This is a genomic window from Aquabacterium sp., assembly GCF_035476535.1.
Taxonomy (GTDB): domain Bacteria; phylum Pseudomonadota; class Gammaproteobacteria; order Burkholderiales; family Burkholderiaceae_C; genus Pseudaquabacterium.
This window is the reverse complement of sequence record NZ_DATILJ010000192.1, coordinates 1-20,538: the sequence shown is the minus strand read 5'-3', so window position 1 is coordinate 20,538 and position 20,538 is coordinate 1. Positions and strand designations below refer to the sequence as shown.

At 67.9% G+C, this 20,538-nt stretch carries 23 protein-coding genes; 18 read left to right on the top strand and 5 right to left on the bottom strand.

The annotated features are described in order from the left end of the window. The first annotated feature begins 237 nt into the window (after positions 1–237). The 5 genes from VLK61_RS18955 to VLK61_RS18935 all read left to right on the top strand — a co-directional run bounded on the left by VLK61_RS18955 (position 238) and on the right by VLK61_RS18935 (position 3,636). On the top strand, positions 238–1,131 hold the full coding sequence (locus VLK61_RS18955; protein WP_325423182.1) for an SPFH domain-containing protein: 894 nt from the start codon (positions 238–240) through the stop codon (positions 1,129–1,131). A gap of 29 nt (positions 1,132–1,160) precedes the next feature. After that, entirely contained in the window at positions 1,161–1,352 is a 192-nt protein-coding gene (locus tag VLK61_RS18950; RefSeq protein ID WP_325423181.1) for a hypothetical protein, read from the top strand. A 16-nt stretch (positions 1,353–1,368) separates the two neighbouring features. Then, the gene (locus VLK61_RS18945; protein ID WP_325423180.1) at positions 1,369–1,569 is read left to right on the top strand and encodes a hypothetical protein; all 201 of its coding nucleotides are present in this window, start codon (positions 1,369–1,371) and stop codon (positions 1,567–1,569) included. Between the two features lie 249 nt (positions 1,570–1,818). Then, a complete protein-coding gene (locus tag VLK61_RS18940) occupies positions 1,819–2,736 on the top strand; it encodes a serine hydrolase domain-containing protein (protein ID WP_325423179.1) in 918 nt (305 codons plus the stop codon). A 108-nt stretch (positions 2,737–2,844) separates the two neighbouring features. Further along, a complete protein-coding gene (locus tag VLK61_RS18935; RefSeq protein WP_325423178.1) occupies positions 2,845–3,636 on the top strand; it encodes an isocitrate lyase/PEP mutase family protein in 792 nt (263 codons plus the stop codon). 79 nt (positions 3,637–3,715) lie between these two features. Here the strand turns inward: VLK61_RS18935 and VLK61_RS18930 are convergent, their stop codons facing one another. Then, positions 3,716–5,131: a hypothetical protein gene (locus tag VLK61_RS18930; protein WP_325423177.1), complete on the bottom strand. Its 1,416-nt coding sequence runs from the start codon at positions 5,129–5,131 to the stop codon at positions 3,716–3,718. A 2-nt stretch (positions 5,132–5,133) separates the two neighbouring features. Beyond that, the gene (locus tag VLK61_RS18925; RefSeq protein ID WP_325423176.1) at positions 5,134–6,357 is read right to left on the bottom strand and encodes an SPFH domain-containing protein; all 1,224 of its coding nucleotides are present in this window, start codon (positions 6,355–6,357) and stop codon (positions 5,134–5,136) included. 190 nt (positions 6,358–6,547) lie between these two features. Here VLK61_RS18925 and VLK61_RS18920 point away from each other — a divergent pair, with 190 nt between their 5' ends. From VLK61_RS18920 to tatC, 9 genes are all read left to right on the top strand, one after another. Then, positions 6,548–7,249, top strand: a complete 702-nt coding sequence (locus tag VLK61_RS18920; protein ID WP_325423175.1) for a response regulator transcription factor — start codon at positions 6,548–6,550, stop codon at positions 7,247–7,249. Then, entirely contained in the window at positions 7,231–9,366 is a 2,136-nt protein-coding gene (locus VLK61_RS18915) for a sensor histidine kinase (RefSeq protein ID WP_325423174.1), read from the top strand. Before VLK61_RS18920 ends, VLK61_RS18915 begins: the two co-directional genes overlap by 19 nt. Positions 9,367–9,391: 25 nt before the next feature. Next, the gene (hisI, locus tag VLK61_RS18910) at positions 9,392–9,784 is read left to right on the top strand and encodes a phosphoribosyl-AMP cyclohydrolase (protein WP_325423173.1); all 393 of its coding nucleotides are present in this window, start codon (positions 9,392–9,394) and stop codon (positions 9,782–9,784) included. Continuing rightward, a complete protein-coding gene (locus VLK61_RS18905) occupies positions 9,781–10,146 on the top strand; it encodes a phosphoribosyl-ATP diphosphatase (protein ID WP_325423172.1) in 366 nt (121 codons plus the stop codon). The genes hisI and VLK61_RS18905 overlap by 4 nt, the downstream gene beginning before the upstream one ends. A 2-nt stretch (positions 10,147–10,148) precedes the next feature. Further along, positions 10,149–10,541, top strand: a complete 393-nt coding sequence (locus VLK61_RS18900; protein ID WP_325423171.1) for a DUF4870 family protein — start codon at positions 10,149–10,151, stop codon at positions 10,539–10,541. Positions 10,542–10,566: 25 nt separating this feature from the next. Then, a complete protein-coding gene (locus VLK61_RS18895; RefSeq protein ID WP_325423183.1) occupies positions 10,567–10,914 on the top strand; it encodes a histidine triad nucleotide-binding protein in 348 nt (115 codons plus the stop codon). A gap of 71 nt (positions 10,915–10,985) precedes the next feature. Further along, positions 10,986–11,234 carry a Sec-independent protein translocase subunit TatA gene (gene tatA / locus VLK61_RS18890; RefSeq protein WP_325423170.1) on the top strand — a complete coding sequence of 83 codons (249 nt, stop codon included), beginning with the start codon at positions 10,986–10,988 and terminating at the stop codon, positions 11,232–11,234. Between the two features lie 10 nt (positions 11,235–11,244). Beyond that, positions 11,245–11,739, top strand: coding sequence for a Sec-independent protein translocase protein TatB (tatB, locus tag VLK61_RS18885; RefSeq protein ID WP_325423169.1), 495 nt, complete (start codon positions 11,245–11,247; stop codon positions 11,737–11,739). Then, the gene (gene tatC, locus VLK61_RS18880; protein ID WP_325423168.1) at positions 11,736–12,524 is read left to right on the top strand and encodes a twin-arginine translocase subunit TatC; all 789 of its coding nucleotides are present in this window, start codon (positions 11,736–11,738) and stop codon (positions 12,522–12,524) included. Before tatB ends, tatC begins: the two co-directional genes overlap by 4 nt. Before the next feature lie 10 nt (positions 12,525–12,534). Here the strand turns inward: tatC and VLK61_RS18875 are convergent, their stop codons facing one another. Beyond that, complete coding sequence (locus tag VLK61_RS18875) at positions 12,535–13,719, bottom strand: S1C family serine protease (RefSeq protein WP_325423167.1); 1,185 nt, start codon at positions 13,717–13,719, stop codon at positions 12,535–12,537. A gap of 20 nt (positions 13,720–13,739) precedes the next feature. Between VLK61_RS18875 and VLK61_RS18870 the strand changes: the two genes are divergently transcribed. Both VLK61_RS18870 and pdxA read left to right on the top strand, forming a co-directional pair. Next, positions 13,740–14,498 carry a Nif3-like dinuclear metal center hexameric protein gene (locus VLK61_RS18870; RefSeq protein WP_325423166.1) on the top strand — a complete coding sequence of 253 codons (759 nt, stop codon included), beginning with the start codon at positions 13,740–13,742 and terminating at the stop codon, positions 14,496–14,498. Next, positions 14,495–15,505 carry a 4-hydroxythreonine-4-phosphate dehydrogenase PdxA gene (pdxA, locus tag VLK61_RS18865; RefSeq protein WP_325423165.1) on the top strand — a complete coding sequence of 337 codons (1,011 nt, stop codon included), beginning with the start codon at positions 14,495–14,497 and terminating at the stop codon, positions 15,503–15,505. Before VLK61_RS18870 ends, pdxA begins: the two co-directional genes overlap by 4 nt. 28 nt (positions 15,506–15,533) lie before the next feature. On the opposite strand, the gene VLK61_RS18860 is transcribed toward pdxA, so the two are convergent. Continuing rightward, complete coding sequence (locus tag VLK61_RS18860) at positions 15,534–17,972, bottom strand: DUF1631 family protein (protein WP_325423164.1); 2,439 nt, start codon at positions 17,970–17,972, stop codon at positions 15,534–15,536. A gap of 116 nt (positions 17,973–18,088) precedes the next feature. After that, positions 18,089–18,511: a large conductance mechanosensitive channel protein MscL gene (gene mscL, locus VLK61_RS18855; RefSeq protein WP_325423163.1), complete on the bottom strand. Its 423-nt coding sequence runs from the start codon at positions 18,509–18,511 to the stop codon at positions 18,089–18,091. Positions 18,512–18,689: 178 nt separating this feature from the next. Between mscL and petA the strand changes: the two genes are divergently transcribed. After that, positions 18,690–19,304, top strand: coding sequence for a ubiquinol-cytochrome c reductase iron-sulfur subunit (petA, locus tag VLK61_RS18850; RefSeq protein WP_325423162.1), 615 nt, complete (start codon positions 18,690–18,692; stop codon positions 19,302–19,304). A 43-nt stretch (positions 19,305–19,347) separates the two neighbouring features. Further along, on the top strand, positions 19,348–20,538 hold a 1,191-nt coding region (locus VLK61_RS18845; RefSeq protein WP_325423161.1), incomplete at its 3' end, for a cytochrome b.

Here is a 20,538-nt window from a genome sequence, read left to right as displayed (position 1 = left end):
TGGCTCTCTTTCTTGGTGACTTCTTTCTGAGCCAGCAGAAAGAAGTTACCCGCCCGCCGGGGCGGAATCCCGGCCACTCCGCAGGACTCAACAATCGAATGTCGGCTCTCAGAACAACAACCGAACGACCGCAATGGGCCGTTCGCGACCCTTCCCGATGCGCTCCAAAGAAGTGTTGACGTCCGCGAGTTGAGCTATTAAAGTGATATCACTTTGAAAGCAAACCGGGAGACAGCCATGGCTCATCAGCCAGCGCAGGAGCGGGACGCCAGCACACGCAATGGATTCGCCAGCATCGGCATCGGGCTGGTCGCAGCGCTGGCCGCGATTGCGCTGGTGGCTTCGCGCCCCGGGCCGGTGAGCGTGACCATCGCGGTGCTGCTGTTTGCCCTGGCCGCGTGGTGCTGGGCGGGGCTGTACATGCTGCAGCCCAACCAGGCGGCGCTGTTGATGTTCTTCGGCAGCTACCGCGGTACAGACCGCCATGAAGGCCTGCGCTGGGCCAACCCGTTCTTCGTGGCGACCAAGATGAGCGTGCGCGCCCGCAACTTCAACAGCGAGAAGCTGAAGGTCAACGACCTGCGCGGCAACCCGATCGAGATTGCCGCGGCCATCGTCTGGCGTGTCGAAGACACTGCGCGCGCCAGCTTCGATGTCGAGAACTACGAGGCCTATGTGCTGACCCAGGCCGAAGCCGCGGTGCGCCATCTCGCGTCCCGCTACGCCTACGACAACCTGCAGGTCGACGAACACGGCAACACCGGCGCCGAGATCACACTGCGTTCGGGCACCGAGGAGGTCGGCGCCGCGCTGCGTGCTGAACTGGAGGCGCGCTTTGCGCAAGCCGGCATTGCGGTGCTCGATGCCAAGCTCACCCACCTGGCCTACGCGCCGGAGATTGCCGGCACCATGCTGCGTCGCCAGCAGGCCGAAGCGGTGGTGGCCGCGCGTTCGAAGATTGTGCAGGGCGCCGTCGGCATGGTCGAGCTGGCGCTCAAGGGACTGGAAGAGCGCGGCCTGATCTCGCTGGACGACGAACGCAAGGCGGCGATGGTCAGCAACCTGCTGGTGGTGCTGTGCTCGGACCATGACGCGACGCCGGTGGTCAATACCGGCACGCTGTACAACTGACGCTGCGCGGAGCGGTGATGCAGCGTCTGTTGACGATCTTCGCCTTGCTGATGCTGCTGTTGGCCGGCCTGACCGCCTGGCGCGGTCTGGCAGAGCTGGCGCTGTGGCCCGGCATCGGCGGCCTCGTGCTGCTGCTGTTGTTGGGGGGCCATCGCGCCAAGCGCGAGGATGCCCGCCTGCCGCGCCAGGCGCGCGAGCAGCGGTTCTGGTGGGGCGACTGATCGTCTGTCGCGAACCATGGCCAGCCCCGACAAGAAGTCCTTCCTGCTGCGCATCGACCCCGCGCTGTGGGCCGAGATCGAACGCCTGGCTGCGGCCGAGTTGCGCAGCGCCAACGCGCAGGTCGAGTACCTGTTGCGCGAGGCATTGAAGGCGCGCCTGGGCGAACAGGCGGTGGCGCGGCTGCAATCGCCGCGACCCGTGCCGCAGCGGGACTGATGGTTGCGGCGCCGCCGCCGCCATGCACGGCCGGCTGGTCGCATTCGGCGCCGGCCTGAGCGTGGGTGTCATCAATTCGTACCGGAGCATTCGATGCTGCAGACAAGACGGTTCCTGGCGGCTGGGCTGATGAGTGCAGTCCTGCCGTGTTCAGTGGCATTCGGGCAGTCCTCGCCGTCCTCTGCACCGCCCTCTCCGACGGGACCTGCGAGTGCCGAGACCCGTGATCGCCACGCGCCGTTCGAGGCCTTGCATCCGACGATCGCGGCATCCTTTCCGGACGTCGACAGCGTGGTCGTGATGCAGCGCGGAGACCTTTTGTTCGAGCACTACAAGCCCGGAACGGATGCCAACACGCTGCACGACGTTCAGTCGGTCACGAAGAGTGTTCTGGCGCTGCTGGTGGGCATCGCCCTCGAGCGCGGCGCGCTGAAGTCGCTGGATCAAGCCGTCGCCACGCTCCTGCCGACGGCCGCGTTGCAGGACGCGGATACGACCTACCCGCCCGTCACGATCAGGCACCTGCTCACGATGACGGCGGGATTCGAGCCTGCCGGCCGTTTCTCGCGAGCTGACGCGGACAACCCGCAGTTCCTGATGCAGCGCCCGCGCCGGGCCGCACCAGGCACGACGTTCGAGTACGACAACCTCGCCGCGAACCTGCTGTCGATCGCACTGGAAGCCGCGACCGGGCAAGCTACGTCATCGTTTGCAAGAGAGGGCCTGTTCGAGCCCATGGGCATCACGGCCTTCGAGTGGGCGCGTGGCCGGCATCGCCACACCGTCGGATTTTCCGGGCTCAGCCTGCGCACGCGCGACATGGCCCGGTTGGGGCAACTGGTCCTGCAGCAGGGCGCTTGGCAGGGGCGGCAACTTCTCCCAAGGGAATTCACCGCCGCGGCAGTCCAGCCGCATAACGCTGGCGGCCCGCCCGCGGGCCTCGCCTACGGCTACCTGTGGTGGGTGGGCCCGGCCAGCAGTCCGAAGCGAACCTTCCTGGCCAGCGGATACGGCGGCCAGTTCATTTGGGTCTATCCGCCGATGGATCTGGTGGTGGCCACGACATCCGCTGTCTCCGAAACGAGCCAGTCACGAGCTCAGGCCCTGACGCTCATTCGCAACGACATCTTCCGGGCGGTGACCGCGGCCGTCGGGCCGAGCCGATGACCGGCCCTGCAGGGACGCCCGACCTGTCAGGCAGCCGAGCCGAACGACCCGCACAGGAATCGGGACATCGGCCCGCGGCCATACTGCGCGCCTACCTGGAGGACATCCATGAGCAGCACTCCGCAGGACAAGGCCATTCGTTTTCGGCAATTGCATCAGGCCCGCGAGGTCTTTGTGATGCCCAATCCCTGGGATGCCGGTTCGGCGCTGGCGCTGGAAAAACTCGGCTTTCCGGCGCTCGCCACGTCCAGCGGCGCCGCGGCGATGGCACTGGGCCGGCGGGATGGCCAGATCAGTCGCGACGAATCGCTGGCGCATGCCAAGGCCATCGTCGATGCGGTGAGGATTCCGGTCGCCGCCGACCTCGAACAAGGTTTTGGCGACGCGCCCGACTACGTTGCCGAGACGATCCGGCTGGCCGCCGGGATCGGCCTGGCCGGCGGATCGATCGAGGACGCCACCGGCAATCCCGAGCGGCCGCTGTACAGCATCGAACAAGCCACCGAACGCATCGCGGCCGCGGCCGAGGCGGCACGTGCGCTGACCGTGCCTTTCGTGCTCACTGCGCGTTCCGAGAATTTCCTGCGCGGCAACCCCGACCTGGACGACACGATCCACCGCTTGCAGGCCTATGCCAAGGCCGGCGCCGATGTGCTGTTTGCGCCGGGTCTGCCGGATCTCGCGGCGGTGCGCGCGGTAGTGCAGGCGCTCGGCGACAAGCCGCTGAGCTTCATGGTCGGCATCAAGGGCAAGTCGTTCAGCGTGGCTGAGCTGCAGGCGGCCGGCGTGCGCCGCATCAGCCTGGCCACTTCGCTGTACCGCGCAGCGATGTCGGCCATGCAGCGGGCCGCGGTCGAGGTCAAGGAGCACGGTACCTTCACCTACCTCGACAACATCTGATCGGCCCCAAAGCCGGTCGCGGCCGGCCGCTCCCCGCGGGGACCCAGGACCGTGGTAGTGCCACATGGCCTTGAGACCCTCAGCGCAGGCTCACCGTCTGGCGCTTCCACGCGGCATCCTGCCAGCGGCCGAACAGCACCAGCAGGTCCGGCGTGCTGGCCGATTTTTCCGGCTGCAAGCTGTCGAGCTTCGTGACCTCGAAGCTGCGCTTGACGCGACCTTCGACCTTGCTCTCGCGGGCCAGCAGCAGCCGCTCCGCGCCCGGCACCCAGCCGGCGAACTCGACATAGCCGAGCTCCGGGCCGTTGGCGGCGGGCGGCAGCACGTCGATGGCCCAGTCCTTGCCACTGCGGCGGAAGAGCCACAGCTCGCGCCAGGTGTCCAGCGGCTGCACGGCCAGCGCCAGCGCATTGCCATTGGCCGAGGCGCGCACCGAGGCCGCCCACACCAGGCCATAGGTGCAGCGCTGGGCCAAGGGCTTGGTGTTCGGCTGGCGTGCATCGACCAGCGCCACGCAGGTCTCGCCGGGCTGGCCGGTTGCCGTCTGGATCGTCAGGCCGGGCGCTGTCGGTGCCACCGGCTCGGCCGCCCAGCGTGAGGCGCCGACGCGGATCGCCGCTTCGTTGTAGTCGCTTCGATCGTCGTCGCTCAGCTCGGTCTTGTTCACACCGGCCAGTTCAGCCAGTGCGCGCTGCGCGGCCGGCGCCGCCGGTTCACCGCGGCGTGCGAACTGGTAGGCCAGGCTGGCCCAGACGCCGGCTCGGCGCAGGCGCAGCCGGTTCTTGGTCTGCTCCGGCAACTGCGCGAACTGCTCGGCACTGAGCTGGTCCAGCACCTGCGCCCGCCACTGGTCCAGCGGCAGGCGCTGCACCGGCGTCAGGCTGGCATCGACGCAATCGTGGCGGGTCAGGCCCAGCGCCGCACGGGCGCGCTGCTCGGGTGTTGACGGCAGCGCCAGCACGCGGCGGAAGGCCTCGCCGTCGTAGCAGGGCTGCAGGGCGCCGTCGCGCTCGGTGCCGGCGATGCGCACGCCGTAGTGGTTCGCCACCTCCAGGTGCGCGGCGATCGTCGCCGGCGTCGTTTGGCCGGCACGCTGCGAGGCGCGCCGCGCCAGCCGGTCGGCCATCGTGCCGATGGCGTCGAAGGGCTCGGCGTCGATCCGGATCGCCGGCACCGCCTGCAGATAGGCCGCGGCGTAGGCGATGCCCAGCGCCTCGGCGCCGTTGCTATCACGCAAAAAGCGCAGCACCGACAGCAGTTCACCGGCATCGGCCGCTTCCAGCGTCGCGCTGCGCACCTGCGAGGCGCGGACGTAGCCGGCACGCTCGCGCCGGTGGTCCCAGACCTGCAGGTAGTCGAGCTTGCGCCCCCGCACTTCCAGCGCATCGCCTTGCCACAGCACGGCCTGCTGCGGGGCGGCATCGCGCGGCGCTGCGCGCAGCGCCGACTGATCCTGGGTGACGATGGCCATCGTGGCCAGCACGCTGAGCATCATGATCAGTTGCCTTCCTTGGTGTCGTCAACAGCTTGCGCAGCCGGCGCTGGAGTCGGCAGCTTGCCGAGCAAGGCGGCGCCGATGAAGCCGCCGTCGCTGGGCGGCGGCGCGATGATCACCGCGATCTTGTCCGACAGCTTGTCGGCCAGCGTCTTCTGGATCAGCAGCGGGTGCTTGGTGATCAGCGCGCCGTCGCGGGCCATCTGCGCGCTGGCGATCTTGCCGACACGCTCCAGCCGATAGCCTTCGGCATCCGCCAGCTTCTGGCGTGATTCGGCTTCGCCCGCGGCTTCGATGCGCCGGGCCTGCGCGCTGCCTTCGGCGGCACGGATGCGCGATTGTTTTTCCGCCTCGGCCTCCAGCTGCCGCTGCTGGATCTGCTTCTCCTTGAACGGCAGCACATGCTTCATGGCTTCTTCCTGCGCGCGGGCGGCAATCACCTGCTCGTTGGCAGCGGCCAGTGCCGCCTTTTCGCGGCGTACGCGCTCGGCTTCGCCTTCCAGCGCGGTCTGCTCGACCTGCTTGGCCTTCAGCACCAGCGTGTAGCGCATCTTCTCGGTCTCCAGTTCCTGGGCCAGCAGGCGGTCCATGCCCTGCCGGTATTCGGCCGGCAGGTCGACCTGGCCCATCTGCACCGTGCGCAGCAGGATGCCGTCGGCGGCCAGGCGCGGCTTCAGCTCGGCTTCGATCTGCGCCTGGATCTCGGCGCGCTTGGCCGAGAAGATCTCGCGCACCGTGTAGCGCGTGAAGGTCTTGTAGATCACGCCTTGCACTGCCGGCTTCACGACCTCGGCGCCCAGGTCTTCGGGCAGGCTGCGGGCCGTCGAGGCCAGACGCGTCGGGTCGATCGCGTAGCGGATCGTCAGGTCCACGCCCAGCGACAGGCCCTCGACCGACTGGAACGGCGCCGGGCCGTTGGCCTTGGCACTGTCCTGCGGACGGTAGACCTGATCACGCAGCGAATAGCGGTGCAGCGCATGCAGGCCGGGCAGCACGAACAACGTGCCTTCGCGGTGCTGGCTGGTCTCGCCGGTGAGCTGGTTGCTGCGGATCACCACCTCGCCGCCGGCCACGGTCTGCACTGGCGGGTGCACCAGCAGCCAGTAGCTGCCGATGGCGATCGCGGCGGTGCCGACGAACAGGCCGGTGCGGCTGCGCAAGGTGGTGGCCGTGGAACGGAAGGCCCGGCCCAGCATCTGGGTCAGGGCGTTCAGGCGGGGGTTCATCGTGGGTGCTCCGGGGTTGTTGAGGGTGTCGTGTGCTGTGGGGCATCGACGAAACCCATTCTTCGCAGACCCCGCGGAAGCTGCCAGCGCGGCGCCGGGCGACTGTCTTCCGGCCGCGGAAGAAAGCTTCACACCCGGCCGCGCGCGGCCACCGGACAATCGGCCGCAGCGAACCGAGAGACCGCATTCCATGGTGACCGTGGCCCTGATCGAAGACGATGTGCCGACCAGCAACCAGCTCAAGGGCTGGATCGAAGCGGCGCGGCCGGGCATCCGCATCGACCCCTGGTTCAGCCGCGACGAGGCTGAGGCCGCGCTGCAGCGCGAGCGCTATGACCTGGTGGTGCTGGACATCGAGCTCGGCCGCGAGCGCCATGCCGGAGTGGCGCTGATCAACGCGATCAACCGCTTGCACCATGGCACGCCGGTGCTGGTGGTGTCGGCGATGCCGGCGGCCATCTACCGCGGCATCATGAAGGCGCTGGACGCCTGGGACTACCTGCAGAAGACGACCTTCAGCGAGGACGACTTCATCGACACGCTGCTGGACATGCTGCGGGCGGTGCGCGACAAGCCGGCGGTCGCCGCGCCGCCCCTGGCGCAGGACTGCGAGTTGTCGATCGACCCGCTGCGCCAGAGCACGCCGATCTGGCGCGGCCAGCGCCTGAACCTGCCGCTGACGGCGCAGCGCATCCTGCTCACGCTGCACCAGCGGCGCGGCGAGGTGGTCAGCTACGACGAGCTGTTCCAGGTGGTCAAGAGCGGGCGCAACCGCGACAACGTGCGCAAGCACGTCAGCACCATCCGCGATGCGCTGCGCGAGATCGATCCGGCCTTCGATGGCATCGAGAACGTGCCGATGCGCGGCTTCAGATGGGTCGCGGCGAAGTGACTCCAGGCGCGCCCGGCTGGCCCGGCTGGCCGACCGACTGGCGCTTGCCGGTGCGCGTGCCGCTGCGCCTGCGGCTGTTCTTCCGCGGCGTTTTCCTGCTGCTGGCGCTGGCCACGCTGGCGATGGCGGTGGGCGTGCTGCAGGAGGAGAAGCAGCTCGGCTACCGCAATTACCAGGACAGCTTGCGCAAGACCCAGGCGCAGATCGTCGCGCGGCTGCGCCATCCGACGGGCCAGCTGGCGCTGCTGAACCCGCGCGCCAGCGGCGAAGCGGCAACGCCGCTGAGGCCGCTGGTGCTGCCGTTCTCGGGCGTCGATTTCGACGACAAGACCAAGGTCCAGCAGGCGGTGGAGATGGCCGGCTGCCTGGTGCAGTACCCCGATGGCTCGGCGCTGTGCGTGGCCGTGGGCAACAACCCGTTCGCCGGTGGCTTCATCTACGTGGCGGGCAGCTTCGCCAGTGGCGCACTGGTCTCGCACGCCAGCGGTGACCTGAATTTCAGCGCTGCGCACCGCGTGCGCGTCTCGGTGCAGATGCGCGGCCAGACCTACCGCTGGATCGCACTCTTCGAAGCGCTGGCTGAAGGCGGCACGGTGGGCCCGTCCGGCGCGCCGGGCTTGCGCGGCCGGTTGACGGGGTATGTCGACGGTGTGCCGATCGTTCATGGCACACGCAACGTGCGCGATTTTCGCGGCTGGCTGTGGCAGGACGGACGCTGCATCGATGAAGCGGCCGATCCAGCACAGCCGGGCTGCATGAAGCGCTCGTTCCTGTCGCTGCGCCTGCCGATCGAGATCTTCCGCGATGCGCTGTTCCAGCCCGAGCGCGGTCGCATCGTCTGGCCGCCGCCGGATCTGGGCCAGATCCAGGTGCGGCTGCAGGTGCTGGCACCGGGGGAGGGCGCAGCGCTGTTCGACAGCGATGCCCCCGGTGCCGAGCCGCCGTTTGCGCTGGCCGACCTGGGCGAGCAGCTGCTGCCCGGCGAGCGCCTGCGCATCCGGCGCCAGGGCGCGGCGCAGGATCTGCTGGACATCACCGGCCGTGGCGGCGAGGCCGCCGGCCTGCGCTGGCTCGACAGCCTGATCCGCCGCCTGCCGGTGGCGGGCTACGACGCGCCGCTGGCCCTGCGCGAATTCGTGGCCACGTCCTTGGGACGCTATGACATCGAGCTCGGTGGCGATGTGCGCAGCGTCAACAAGACGCTGGCTGCGGTGGCGACACGGCTGATGTGGTTCGTCGCTGCGATGCTGGCTGCCGTGCTGCTGGCCTGGGCGCTGATCGAGCTGCGCATCATCCGCCGCATCACGCTGCTGACCCGGCGCGCGGCCAGCGTTTCCAGCGGCGTGCGCGCGGCCGATGGCCTGACGCAGGTGGACCTGAGCGATCTGCGCGGCGGCGATGAACTGGGTGTGCTGGCGCAAGGCCTGCAAGACCTGCTGCAGCGCGTCAACGAGGATGCGCGCCGCGCGCAGATCCGCGCCGCGCAGGAGAAGGACCAGTGGCATGCGGTGGGCCACGAGATCATGTCGCCGCTGCAGTCCTTGCTGGCCTTGCACGGCGATGCCGACGACCCGAGCCGCCGCTACATCAGCCGCATGCAGCAGGCGGTGCGCGTGCTGTACGGCCAGGCCTCACCCAGCGAAGCCTTCGCATCGACGACGCTGCAGCTGGCGCCGCTGCAGCTGGATGAGTTCCTGGGCCATGTCGCGGCCAATGCCGACGCGGTGGGCATCGCCGGTGTTCAGTTCGAATCGCCCGGCCAGGCGGTGCCGGTGCGTGCCGACGAGTACTCGCTCGAAGACGTGGTGACGCATGTGCTGCGCAATGCCGACCGCCACCGCCGGCCCGGCACGCCGATCACGCTGCGGCTCCGCCTCGGCGCGGGCGAGGCGCTGGTCGAGATCCACAACCAGGGCGAATTCATCGCGCCGGAGATGCTGGACAAGATCTTCGAGTACGGCGTGTCGGACCAGCCCGATTCTGCGGCCGAGGGCCACCGTGGCCAGGGGCTGTTCGTCGCGCGCACCTACATGGCGAAGATGGGCGGCACGATCGCGGCGCGCAACACTGCCGACGGCGTGAGCTTCGAGTTGCGGTTGCCGCGCGCCGCCGCCTGATGCGCCCCCCTCGTACACTCCCGCCATGGACTGGCTGGACAGCATCAAGTGGGACGGTGACGGCCTGGTGCCGGTGATCGCGCAGGAGCAGGGCTCCGGCGATGTGCTGATGTTCGCGTTCATGAACCGCGAGGCCCTGGCGCGCACGGCCGAGATCGGCCAGGCGGTGTACTGGAGCCGTTCGCGCCGGAAGCTGTGGCACAAGGGCGAAGAGTCCGGCCACTTCCAGCAGGTGCACGAGATCCGCGTCGACTGCGATGCCGACGTGCTGCTGCTCACCGTGACCCAGCTCGGCCACGACCCCGGCATCGCCTGCCACACCGGCCGCCATTCCTGCTTCTTCCGCAAGCTCGATGGCGATCGCTGGTCGACCACCGCGCCGGTGCTTGAAGACCCCGACAAGATCTACAAGAAATGAGCAACATCACTTCGCAGGACTTCCTGGCGCACCTGGCCGCGATCATCGAATCGCGCAAGCCCGAGGCCGGCGGCGACCCGGACAAGAGCTACATCGCGCGCCTGTTCAGCAAAGGCACCGATGCGATCCTGAAGAAGATCGGCGAAGAGGCCACCGAGACGGTGATGGCCGCCAAGGACGGCGTGCCGGAGAAGATCGTCTACGAGGTGGCCGACCTGTGGTTCCACTCGATGATCGCGCTGGCCGCCTTCGGCCTGAAGCCGGCCGATGTGCTGGCCGAACTGGCGCGGCGCGAGGGTCTGTCCGGCCTGGAAGAGTTTGCGCTGCGCAAGGTGCAGCAACGCGACAAGGAAGGGGGTTGATCATGACCGAGCCGACTTCTTCGCTGACCGTGGTAGATGCGCAGGCCGATGCCTCGCTGCGCACCATCGGCCACATCAGCTATGCGCTACATGCCATCGTGGCCATCGGCGCCGTGCTGCCGGGCGCGCAGGGCAGTGTGCTGCTGTTGCTGGCGGCCTTCATCCTGGACCTGGTCAAGCGCGGCGATGCGGCCGGCACCTGGCAGGAATCGCATTTCCGCTGGCGCATCCGCAGCGTGGTGTTTGCCGCCATCGCCTACACGGTGACGATCCCGCTGTGGGTGCTGCTGGTGCTGCCGGGCTGGATCGCCTGGGCCATCATCTCGATCTGGTTCCTCTACCGCGTCGTGCGCGGCTGGCTCGCGCTGAACGACCGCCGGCCGATGCCCATCTGATGCCCCCATGACCTTGTCCCTCACCATGAGCCACGACCCGAACTGCATCTTCTGCAAGATCGTTGCAGGCGCCATCCCGTCGAAGAAGGTCTATGAAGACGAGGACATCTTCGCCTTCCACGACATCCACCCCTGGGCACCGGTGCACATCCTGATCATCCCGAAGCGACACATCACCAGCATGGTCGATGTCACGCCGGACGACCAGGCACTGATGGGCAAGATGCTGGCGATTTCGCCGAAGCTGATGCTGGACCTCGGCGTCATCAACGGCTACCGGCATGTCATCAACACCGGGCGGGACGGCCTGCAGGAGGTGCAGCACATGCACCTGCATGTGATGGGTGGGCCGCGGCCCTGGCTCAAGGGGTGATCCGGGCCTGTTCACAAAGCATGCAGAGACGGGTCACCTAGAATCCGTCTATCTGTCTTCAGGAGTTTGTCATGGGATCACTCAGCATCTGGCACTGGCTGATCGTGCTGGCGGTGGTGGTGCTGATCTTCGGCACCAAGAAGCTGAAGAACGTCGGCAGCGATCTGGGCTCGGCGGTCAAGGGCTTCAAGGATGGCGTGCGCGACGGCACCACGTCCGCCGACGCGGCCGCCGCGGCGCAACAGCCGCCGCAGCAGGTCAGCGGCAATAAGGCGTCCGACCCGCACACTGTCGACGTCGAGGCCAAGACCAAGTCCTGACGCCCCTTGCATGATCGACTTCGGTTTCGACAAGATCGCGCTGATCGGCGCGGTCGCGCTGATCGTCATCGGCCCCGAGAAGCTCCCGCGTGTCGCCCGCACCGTGGGCACCTTGCTCGGCAAGGCGCGGCGCTACGTGGCCGACGTGAAGGCCGAGGTCAACCGCTCGATCGAACTGGAAGAGCTGCAGAAAATGAAGTCGCAGTTCGAGACGGCGGCCAGTGATGTCGAGGCCAGTGTCCGCAGCGAGGTGAACGCCGCCAGCGCGGCCTTCGGCAAGGGCTACGAAGAACTGAGCAGCGGCCTCGATGGCACGGGCCTGGCCGGCAGTGCCGACGGCAGCATCGCGCCGCCCGCGCCGCAATACAAGCGGCCGAACAAGAAGTGGCGCCTGAAGCGCAGCGCCGTGCCGCGCTGGTACAAGCAGCGCGCCGGCGTGCGGGCTCACGCGCAATCGGGCGCCGCGCGGGTGGCCCGCTTCCGGCCGCCGGCGATGAAGCGATGAGCGCCAACGACAAGCCCGACGAACTGGCCGGTACCGAACAGCCCTTCGTCTCCCACCTGGTCGAGTTGCGCGACCGCCTGGTCTGGGCCTTGATCGCGATCGCGGTGTCCTTTGGGGCGCTGTGCCTGTGGCCCGGCCCGGGCGCGCTGTACGACTATCTGGCCATGCCGCTGGTGGCGCAGCTGCCCGAAGGCTCCAAGCTGATCGCGACGAATCCGATCTCGCCCTTCCTGGTGCCGCTGAAGGTGACACTGATGGGCGGCTTCATGCTGGCGCTGCCGGTGGTGCTGTACCAGATCTGGGCCTTCGTGGCGCCGGGGCTGTACAGCCACGAAAAGCGGCTGGTGTTGCCGCTGGTGGTGTCGAGCACGCTGCTGTTCGTCGGCGGCGTGGCGTTCTGCTACTTCTTCGTGTTCGGCAAGGTGTTCGCGTTCATCCAGAGCTTCGCGCCCAAGAGCATCACCGCAGCGCCGGACATCGAGGCCTACCTGGGCTTCGTGCTGACCATGTTCATCGCCTTCGGCGCGGCTTTCGAGGTGCCGATCGCGGTGGTGGTGCTGGCGCGGCTGAACATCGTCAGCATTCAGAAGCTGAAGGAATGGCGCGGCTACTTCATCGTCGTGGCCTTCATCATCGCCGCGGTGATCACGCCGCCGGACGTGGTGTCTCAGCTGTCGCTGGCGATCCCGATGTGCCTGCTGTACGAGGTGGGCATCTGGGCCGCGCACTTGTTCATCAAGCACACCAAGGCGCCGGACGCCGAGCAGCCCACGGCCGAGACCTGAGCGCTCGGCTTCAGCGGGGGCGAACTGTCTGCTTGGGCCGCTGCGCGATCGTCAGGCTCAGCTGCAGCGCCTGCGCGCCGCGTTGCACACCGATGGTGGCGGTGTTGCCGGGCTTGAGCGCCGCCACGCTGTGCAGCAACTGCGCGGTGTTACTGACCTGCTGGCCGCCGACCGAGACCACCACGTCACCCGGTTTGAGCCCGCCCTTGCTGGCCGGGCCATCCTGCAGCACGCCGGTGATCAGCACGCCGTCCTTGATCGGCAGGTGAAAGTTCTCGGCGAACTCCGGCGTCAGGTCGCGCGGCTCCACGCCGATCCAGCCGCGCGTGACCTGGCCGTCGCGCAGCAGCCCTTCCATCACCTGCTGCGCCACGTCCACCGGAATCGCGAAGCCGATACCCATGCTGCCGCCCGAGCGGGAGAAGATCGCGGTGTTGATGCCGACCAGGTGGCCGCGCACATCCACCAGCGCGCCGCCGGAGTTGCCGGGGTTGATCGCGGCATCGGTCTGCACGAAGCTTTCGAAGGTCGACAGGCCCAGGCCCTGGCGGCCCAGAGCGCTGACGATGCCCGAAGTGACCGTCTGCCCGACGTTGAACGGGTTGCCGATGGCCAGCACCACATCGCCCACCTGCAGCGCCTGCATGTTGCCCAGCGTGATCGCCGGCAGCTTGTCCAGCGTGATGCGCAGCACCGCCAGGTCGGTCTCGGGATCGGTGCCGACCACCTCGGCGCGCGCCTCGCGGCCATCGGACAGGCGCACCTCGATCTCGCTGGCGCCGGCGATGACATGGTTGTTGGTCAGCAGGATGCCCTGCGCCGACACGATGACGCCGGAGCCGAAGCCGACCTGGGTTTCCGGCGCGCGCTCGCCGAAGAAGAAGCGGAAGCTCGGGTCCTGCGCATGCGGGTTGCGGGCGCCGGCCTTGCTGGCGGTGACACTCACCACGGCAGGCGCCGCCGCGCGCGCCGCGGACTGGTAGCCGGTGAACATCACCGGCACGGCGCTGGCACCCCCTGCCGGTACGGCACTGGCGCCTGGTGCCGGCAGCGGCGGCGCGGTGTTCAGCGCCACGACCTCGGTCAGCGGCCGGCCGTCACGCAGCAGCCATTGCGGCTTCAGCGTGTTGATGACGAACAGCACCGCCAGCGCCACGGTGGCGGCCTGCGAGAAAATCAGCCAGAGTCTGCGCATCGGAAAAAGGACAACCTGCCATGGTGCAGCGTATCGAGATCGAAGCCCACTTGGCCGCGCTGCTGGCGGTGGATCGGTTCAAGGATTATGGGCCGAACGGCCTGCAGGTCGAGGGCAAGAACAGGGTGCAGACACTGGTCTCCGGCGTGACCGCGAGCCTGGCATTGATCGACGCGGCGATCGCTGCGGGTGCCGACGCGATCCTGGTGCACCACGGCCTGTTCTGGCGCGGCCAGGACGGCCGCCTGACCGGCTGGCTGCGCGAGCGTGTGGCGCGCTTGCTGGCGCATGACATCAGCCTGTTCGCCTACCACCTGCCGCTGGACGCGCATGCCGAACTGGGCAACAACGCGCAGCTGGGTCGGCAGCTGGGCCTGGCGGCCGATGCGCGCTTCGGCGAGCAGGACCTCGGCTTCATCGGCGCCGCGCCCGTGGGCCCGGCGGTGTGGGATGCCAGGGTTCTGGCAGCGCATGTGGCCGAGCGCTTGCAGCGCAGCCCGGTGCTGCTGCCCGGCGACGGCCGGCCCTTGCACCGCGTGGCCTGGTGCACCGGTGGCGCGCAGGGCTATTTCGAGGCGGCGATCGCCGCTGGCGCCGATGCCTTCCTCACTGGCGAGATTTCCGAGCCGCAGGCCCACATCGCGCGCGAGACCGGTGTGGCCTTCCTGGCCTGCGGCCACCATGCCACCGAGCGCTATGGCGCGCCGGCGGTTGGCGCGCACCTGGCCGAGCACTTCGGTCTCGCGCACCAGTTCATCGAGATCGAGAACCCGGCATGACGAGCCGCACCCTGCATGACACGCCGCTGGCACTGACGATGGGCGACGCGGCGGGCATCGGCCCGGAGATCATCGTGCGTTCACTGGCCGTCCATGACGCCGGCCGCTGCGTGGTGGTCGGCAGCGCCGAGGTGATGCGGCGCGCGCTGACGCAGACCGGCCTGCTGCTGCCGGTGGCCGTGCTCGACGCCCCTGACGACCCGGCACCGCCGAACTGCGTGCCCGTGTGGCAGCCGCCCGGTCTGGCCGATGGGCTGGCGACGCTGGCGATGGGCCAGGTGCAGGCCGCGGCCGGCCGCGCCGCAGCCTGCTGCATCGAAGCGGCGGCCCGCCTGGCCTTGGCCGGCACGGTGGCTGGCATCGTCACCGCGCCGATCCACAAGGAGGCCCTGGCGGCGTCCGGGGTCGATTTCCCTGGCCACACCGAGATGCTGCAGGCGCTGGCAGGCGCGCCCGCAGTGCGCATGATGCTGGCCAACGACGAGTTGCGGGTGGTGCTGGTAACCATCCATGTCGCGCTGCGGCGGGCGATCGAGCTGCTGGATTTCGATGCGGTGCTGCAGACGCTGCGCATCGTGCAGGCCTCGGCGCGGCAGTGGGGTATTCCGCAGCCGCGCATCGGCGTGGCCGGCTTGAATCCGCATGCCGGCGAGGGCGGCTTGTTCGGCGACGAGGAGCGGCTCTTCATCGCCCCGGCGATTGCTGCCGCGGTGGCCGAAGGCATCGATGCGCGCGGGCCGTTCGCCCCGGACACGGTGTTCATGCGCGCCCGCAATGCGCCCGGCCACCCCGGCGAGTTCGACGTCGTGGTGGCGATGACCCACGACCATGGCCTGATCCCGGTGAAGTACCTCGGCGTCGAGCAGGGCGTCAACGTCACGCTGGGCCTGCCCTTCGTGCGCACCAGCCCGGACCACGGCACCGCCTTCGACATCGCCGGTCGCGGCATCGCCGATGCGCGCAGCTTCCAGGCCGCGTTGGCCATGGCGCGCAGGCTGGCGGTGTGAACCCTGCCTGATCAGGTCCGTTGCGAGATCAGTTGCCGGCGCGCTGGCCGGCGGTGCTGGCCGCCGGGGTCTTCAGCTGGGCCAACTGGCGCCGCGCCCGGGCGGTGGCGCGTTCCAGCAGGTAGGCGTTCTCGAAGGCGCGCATGCGGCCGGTTTCACACATGCGCGACAGCATGCGGTAGGTCATCGAGATGGTCTTGCGCTGCTTCGCGCCGTGGGTGAAGACAAAGAAGGTGCGCGCCGCGCTGACATGCGCCAGCCGCACCTTCTGCCAGCTGTCCTCGATGTGCATCTGGTAGGCGAAGCCGATCTGCACGTGGTCGGCCAGCGACTTGCCGCGCGTGGGCTCCATCGCCTCCGGCGCGGGCAGGCCATCGATGTCGATGTCCACCGCCGAGATCTCGGGCTCGGCCGCCAGGTCGATGTCGACGGCGCCGTTCCAGTCGACCTTGCTTTCGTCGACGAAGCCGACGGCCTTGGCCTCCTCGGCACTGAAATCGCCCGGCGTGACCACGTCGTTGAGCACCGGCAGCGCGCTGGCCGATACCGGCGGCAACTCGGCAGTCTTGGGCAGCGGCGTGGCCAAGGCACCTTCCACCTGCTTGGCCAGCAGGTTGTGTTCCAGCGTGCTGAGGGCCTGACCCTTCAATGATTCGGCATGCGCGGGCAGCAGCTTCGAGAAGAAGTCGCGCCGCACGCTCTCGGCGCAGCGCACGCGGTCCAGCCCCGCGTTCAGATCCTTCATCAGCGCCGGCAGCAGCCGCAGGAAGGCCTGGCGTTGCGCCGGCACGCCCTTGGGCTGCACGCTCATCACCAGCTCGCGGCCCACTTCGCGCATGCGCCGGGCCAGCACGCTGTCGGCGCCATGCTGCTGTTCGGCACTGGCAATGGCCTTGCTCCAGATGCGGCCGAGAAAGTCGCGCAGGAAGTCGGGCACCGGCAGCGAGTGCAGCGCACCGTCGAGTTGCTGGCCGAAGCGTTGCTGCACCCGCAGCTGGTCTTCCTTGCGGCCCAGCACCTGGTCGGCGGCGCCCTGGGCCTGCACTTCGGCCTGGGCCTGTTCGGCGACAAAGCTTTCCAGGTCGTTGAGCTTGCGTTCGTAGAGCTCGATCTGCTCGAAGTCGCCCTCGACCACTTCCTGCACCAGTTCGCGCACCCGCACCAGCAGGGCACGGCCCTGTTCGCCATCGAAATCGTCGACCGCCGTACCCAACGAGGCGATGCGGTTGACGAAGCGCCGCACCGGGTGTTTGCGTGACGAGAAGAAGCTGGTGTCACCCAAGGCCGCGCGCAGCACCGGCAATTGCAGCCGGGCGATCTGGCGCGCCATCTGCGGTGGCACCTTGGGGTCGGACAGAATCTGGTCGAACAGCCCGGCGATGACGTCGATCACCATGTGATCGAGCGCGCCGGTGGCCGCCTGGCGTAACTCTTCGCGGTGCGCGACGATCAGGTTCGGCGCCATCATCGGGCCGCTGAGCATGCCCATGCCCGACGCGCCCGCCTCGCCGCCGTAACCGCTGCCGCCGCCGTAGCCGCCGAAGTCGCTGTTGCCGGTATCGACCATCGCCGCGGCGTTGTGCGACAGCCGACGCAGCAGCGACATCATCTCGGCATCGACGCGACCCATCGGCGTTCCGCGGCCGGTGAAGCCGCCGCTGGTGGTCGGGCCGAAATGGCCGCGGCCGCTGCTGGGGCCGCCGCGCGGCTGCAGCCGCCCGCTGGCGGACAGGTCATGCGCCGGGCCGCGGCCCTGCATGCTGTCGGCCATGTCGCCGTGCAGGCTGCCATGCCCGGTGTTGCCGCGGCCCGCGGCGTCGTGCGGGTTCTGTCGCACTTGCAGGCCCACCGGCTTGATGCCCGAGTTGCGCAGATCGGCCACGATCTCGGCATAGGTCTGCCGCATCGCATTGGCCAGCGAACGGCCGATCTCGGCCAGCAGCACCTTGCGCGTCTCGGGCCGGTCGGCCACCACATCGACCGCGCGGATCATCGCCTGGCCCACCACCTCGGCGCGCAGCGGGTTGCGTTCAGGGTCGGCACGGCCCAGCTTCAGCAGCGTGCCCATGTAGGCATCGAGTTCGCGGATCTCCCACTCGCAGGCATGCGAGATTTCGAGCGCAAAGCGGTCGGCCGAAACCTGGATCTCGACCTCGTGGTCGGTCACCAGGCTCAAGGCGTCCCAGTTGGTCTGCGCGCCGCTGCCTTGCGCCTCCAGCGTGCCGGCCTCGCGGGCCACACGCTGGTCCAGCGACTCATTGAAGGTCAGCGCAAAGATCGCCAGCTTGCGGTTCAGTTCGAACTGCGCACCGAGCAGGCCATCGCGGTGAAACACATTGTTCGACGACAGTGCGGCCAGGCCGAGGCTGTCGACGGTGCGTTCCGCTGCCGAACGTGCGGCCATGCGCACACGCTGAACAGCACTTTCAAGAGCAGCAGGGAGACGAACAGGAGGGGTCAGGTTCATGGCGGCCGGGTACCACGACGGCAAGGCGCTGCCCGGCTCCCCAGGCGACGCCCTTCAACGCTGCGAAGTATGCGGCCAAAAGCGGCAGCATCATGCTGCCATTGATACAAGTGGATTCAGCGCTTGGTCAGGGCATCGCGGATTTCACGCAACAGGACCACGTCTTCCGCGGGCGGTGGTGGCGGGGCGGCGGGTTCGGCGCGCTTCAGGCGGTTGATCTGCTTGATCATCAGGAAGATCACGAAGGCCAGGATGATGAAGTTGATCGTGATCGTCACGAAGTTGCCCCAGGCGAAGACGTTGCCCGCCTTCTGCGCCTCGACCAGCGTGGCGCCGGCCGGCACGCTGCCCGAGAGCACCAGATACTTGTTCGAGAAGTCGACTTGGCCACCGAGGACCAGGTTGACGATGGGCATGATGAGGTCCTTGACCACCGAATCGACGATCTTGCCGAACGCCGCGCCGATGATGACGCCCACCGCGAGGTCGACGACATTGCCCTTCATCGCGAACTCTTTGAACTCGCTGGCGAATCCCATGTGCTTCTCGCTCCTCTGAAAGGGTGTGTGTTCGCGCCACGGAAGCGGCGCTCGGGCAGTATTGCGCAGTGGCCTTCGAAGTCAACCGGGCCTTGCACAGGCGGGAAGGCCCCGATCACTCCGCTAGAATCCCGGGTTGCCCTGAAGTACAAACACAGCTCTTCATCCGAGGAATCCCATGAGTGACAGCCCCGCAGCCGACAGCCCTGTGGATCAAAGTCGGCGCAATTGGGTGGCGATCACCGCTGGCGCCGGCGCCATCGGTGGCGTAGCGGTCGCAGTGCCCTTCGTCAGCAGCTTTGCCCCCTCCGAGCGCGCCAAGGCCGCCGGTGCGCCAGTCGAAGCCGACATCAGCGCGCTGAAGCCCGGCGAAAAGATGACTGTCGAATGGCGGGGCAAGCCGGTCTGGATCCTGCGCCGCACCAAGGAACAGCTGGCATCACTGAAGAAGACTGACGCCGAGGTCGCCGACCCGAAGTCGCAGCGCAACCCGGGCGAACTGACGCCCGAATACGCGCGCAACGAATACCGCTCGATCAAGCCCGAGTTCCTGGTGGCCGTGGGCATCTGCTCGCACCTGGGCTGCTCGCCGACCGACAAGCTGGTGCCCGGCGCGCAGCCCTCGCTGCCGGACGACTGGCAAGGCGGCTTCCTGTGCCCCTGCCATGGCTCGACCTTCGACCTGGCCGGTCGGGTCTTCAAGAACAAACCAGCGCCCGACAACCTCGAGGTGCCGCCGCACATGTACCTGTCCGACACGGTGCTGATGATCGGCGAAGACAAAAAGGCCTGAGGGCCGGAAGTCGCAAAGAACATAGGCACACGAGGGTCTCGACATGGCAGATTTCAAGCAAGCACCCGCAGACGCGCCGCTGGGTGTCAAGCTCATGACCTGGGTGGACAACCGGTTCCCGGCCACCAAGATGTACAAGGAGCACATGTCGGAGTACTACGCTCCGAAGAACTTCAACACCTGGTACTTCTTTGGTTCGCTGGCGATGCTGGTGCTGGTGATCCAGATCGTCACCGGCATCTTCCTGGTGATGCACTACAAGCCGGATGCGAACCTGGCGTTTGCCTCGGTCGAGTACATCATGCGCGAGGTGCCGGGCGGCTGGATCATCCGCTACATGCACTCCACGGGTGCCAGCGCGTTTTTCGTCGTGGTCTACCTGCACATGTTCCGCGGGCTGATCTATGGCAGCTACCGCAAGCCGCGTGAGCTGGTGTGGCTGTTCGGTTGCGGCATCTTCCTGTGCCTGATGGCCGAAGCTTTCATGGGCTATCTGCTGCCCTGGGGCCAGATGAGCTACTGGGGTGCCCAGGTCATCGTGAACCTGTTCGCCGCCGTGCCCTTCGTCGGCCCGGACCTGGCGCTGCTGATCCGTGGCGACTACGTCGTCGGCGATGCGACGCTGAACCGGTTCTTCAGCTTCCACGTCATTGCCGTGCCGCTGGTGCTGCTGGGCCTGGTCGTGGCGCACATCATCGCGCTGCACGAGGTGGGCTCGAACAACCCGGACGGTGTCGAGATCAAGGCCAAGAAGGACCCAAAGACCGGCCTGCCGCTGGACGGCATCCCGTTCCACCCGTACTACACGGTGCACGACCTGTTCGGCGTCAGCGTGTTCCTGATGATCTTCTGCGCGATCATCTTCTTCGGCCCGGAACTCGGTGGCTACTTCCTCGAGTACAACAACTTCATCCCGGCCGATCCGCTGAAGACGCCACCGCACATTGCGCCGGTCTGGTACTTCACGCCGTACTACTCGATGCTGCGCGCCACAACCGACCCGATGGTCACGGTGTTGTGCGTGATCGTCGGCCTGGCCGCAGTGGTCTCGCTGCTGGCGCTCAAGGGCAAGGCGAAGATCGTCGTGCCGGTGGCCGCGGTGATCGCCATTGCGCTGCTGAAGTACTTCGATGCCAAGTTCTGGGGCGTGGTGGTGATGGGCGGTGCGGTCATCATCCTGTTCTTCCTGCCCTGGCTGGACAACAGCCCGGTCAAGTCCATCCGCTACCGGCCG

Coding starts and splice junctions, on each gene's coding strand:
- mscL (WP_325423163.1), bottom strand. CDS start 18,511: ATGGGATTCGCCAGCGAGTTCAAAGAGTTCGCGATGAAGGGCAATGTC.
- VLK61_RS18945 (WP_325423180.1), top strand. CDS start 1,369: ATGGCCAGCCCCGACAAGAAGTCCTTCCTGCTGCGCATCGACCCCGCG.
- VLK61_RS18915 (WP_325423174.1), top strand. CDS start 7,231: ATGGGTCGCGGCGAAGTGACTCCAGGCGCGCCCGGCTGGCCCGGCTGG.
- VLK61_RS18900 (WP_325423171.1), top strand. CDS start 10,149: ATGACCGAGCCGACTTCTTCGCTGACCGTGGTAGATGCGCAGGCCGAT.
- hisI (WP_325423173.1), top strand. CDS start 9,392: ATGGACTGGCTGGACAGCATCAAGTGGGACGGTGACGGCCTGGTGCCG.
- tatA (WP_325423170.1), top strand. CDS start 10,986: ATGGGATCACTCAGCATCTGGCACTGGCTGATCGTGCTGGCGGTGGTG.
- petA (WP_325423162.1), top strand. CDS start 18,690: ATGAGTGACAGCCCCGCAGCCGACAGCCCTGTGGATCAAAGTCGGCGC.
- tatB (WP_325423169.1), top strand. CDS start 11,245: ATGATCGACTTCGGTTTCGACAAGATCGCGCTGATCGGCGCGGTCGCG.
- VLK61_RS18870 (WP_325423166.1), top strand. CDS start 13,740: ATGGTGCAGCGTATCGAGATCGAAGCCCACTTGGCCGCGCTGCTGGCG.
- VLK61_RS18860 (WP_325423164.1), bottom strand. CDS start 17,972: ATGAACCTGACCCCTCCTGTTCGTCTCCCTGCTGCTCTTGAAAGTGCT.
- VLK61_RS18875 (WP_325423167.1), bottom strand. CDS start 13,719: ATGCGCAGACTCTGGCTGATTTTCTCGCAGGCCGCCACCGTGGCGCTG.
- VLK61_RS18925 (WP_325423176.1), bottom strand. CDS start 6,357: ATGAACCCCCGCCTGAACGCCCTGACCCAGATGCTGGGCCGGGCCTTC.
- VLK61_RS18905 (WP_325423172.1), top strand. CDS start 9,781: ATGAGCAACATCACTTCGCAGGACTTCCTGGCGCACCTGGCCGCGATC.
- VLK61_RS18930 (WP_325423177.1), bottom strand. CDS start 5,131: ATGATGCTCAGCGTGCTGGCCACGATGGCCATCGTCACCCAGGATCAG.
- VLK61_RS18955 (WP_325423182.1), top strand. CDS start 238: ATGGCTCATCAGCCAGCGCAGGAGCGGGACGCCAGCACACGCAATGGA.
- VLK61_RS18895 (WP_325423183.1), top strand. CDS start 10,567: ATGAGCCACGACCCGAACTGCATCTTCTGCAAGATCGTTGCAGGCGCC.
- pdxA (WP_325423165.1), top strand. CDS start 14,495: ATGACGAGCCGCACCCTGCATGACACGCCGCTGGCACTGACGATGGGC.
- tatC (WP_325423168.1), top strand. CDS start 11,736: ATGAGCGCCAACGACAAGCCCGACGAACTGGCCGGTACCGAACAGCCC.
- VLK61_RS18935 (WP_325423178.1), top strand. CDS start 2,845: ATGAGCAGCACTCCGCAGGACAAGGCCATTCGTTTTCGGCAATTGCAT.
- VLK61_RS18920 (WP_325423175.1), top strand. CDS start 6,548: ATGGTGACCGTGGCCCTGATCGAAGACGATGTGCCGACCAGCAACCAG.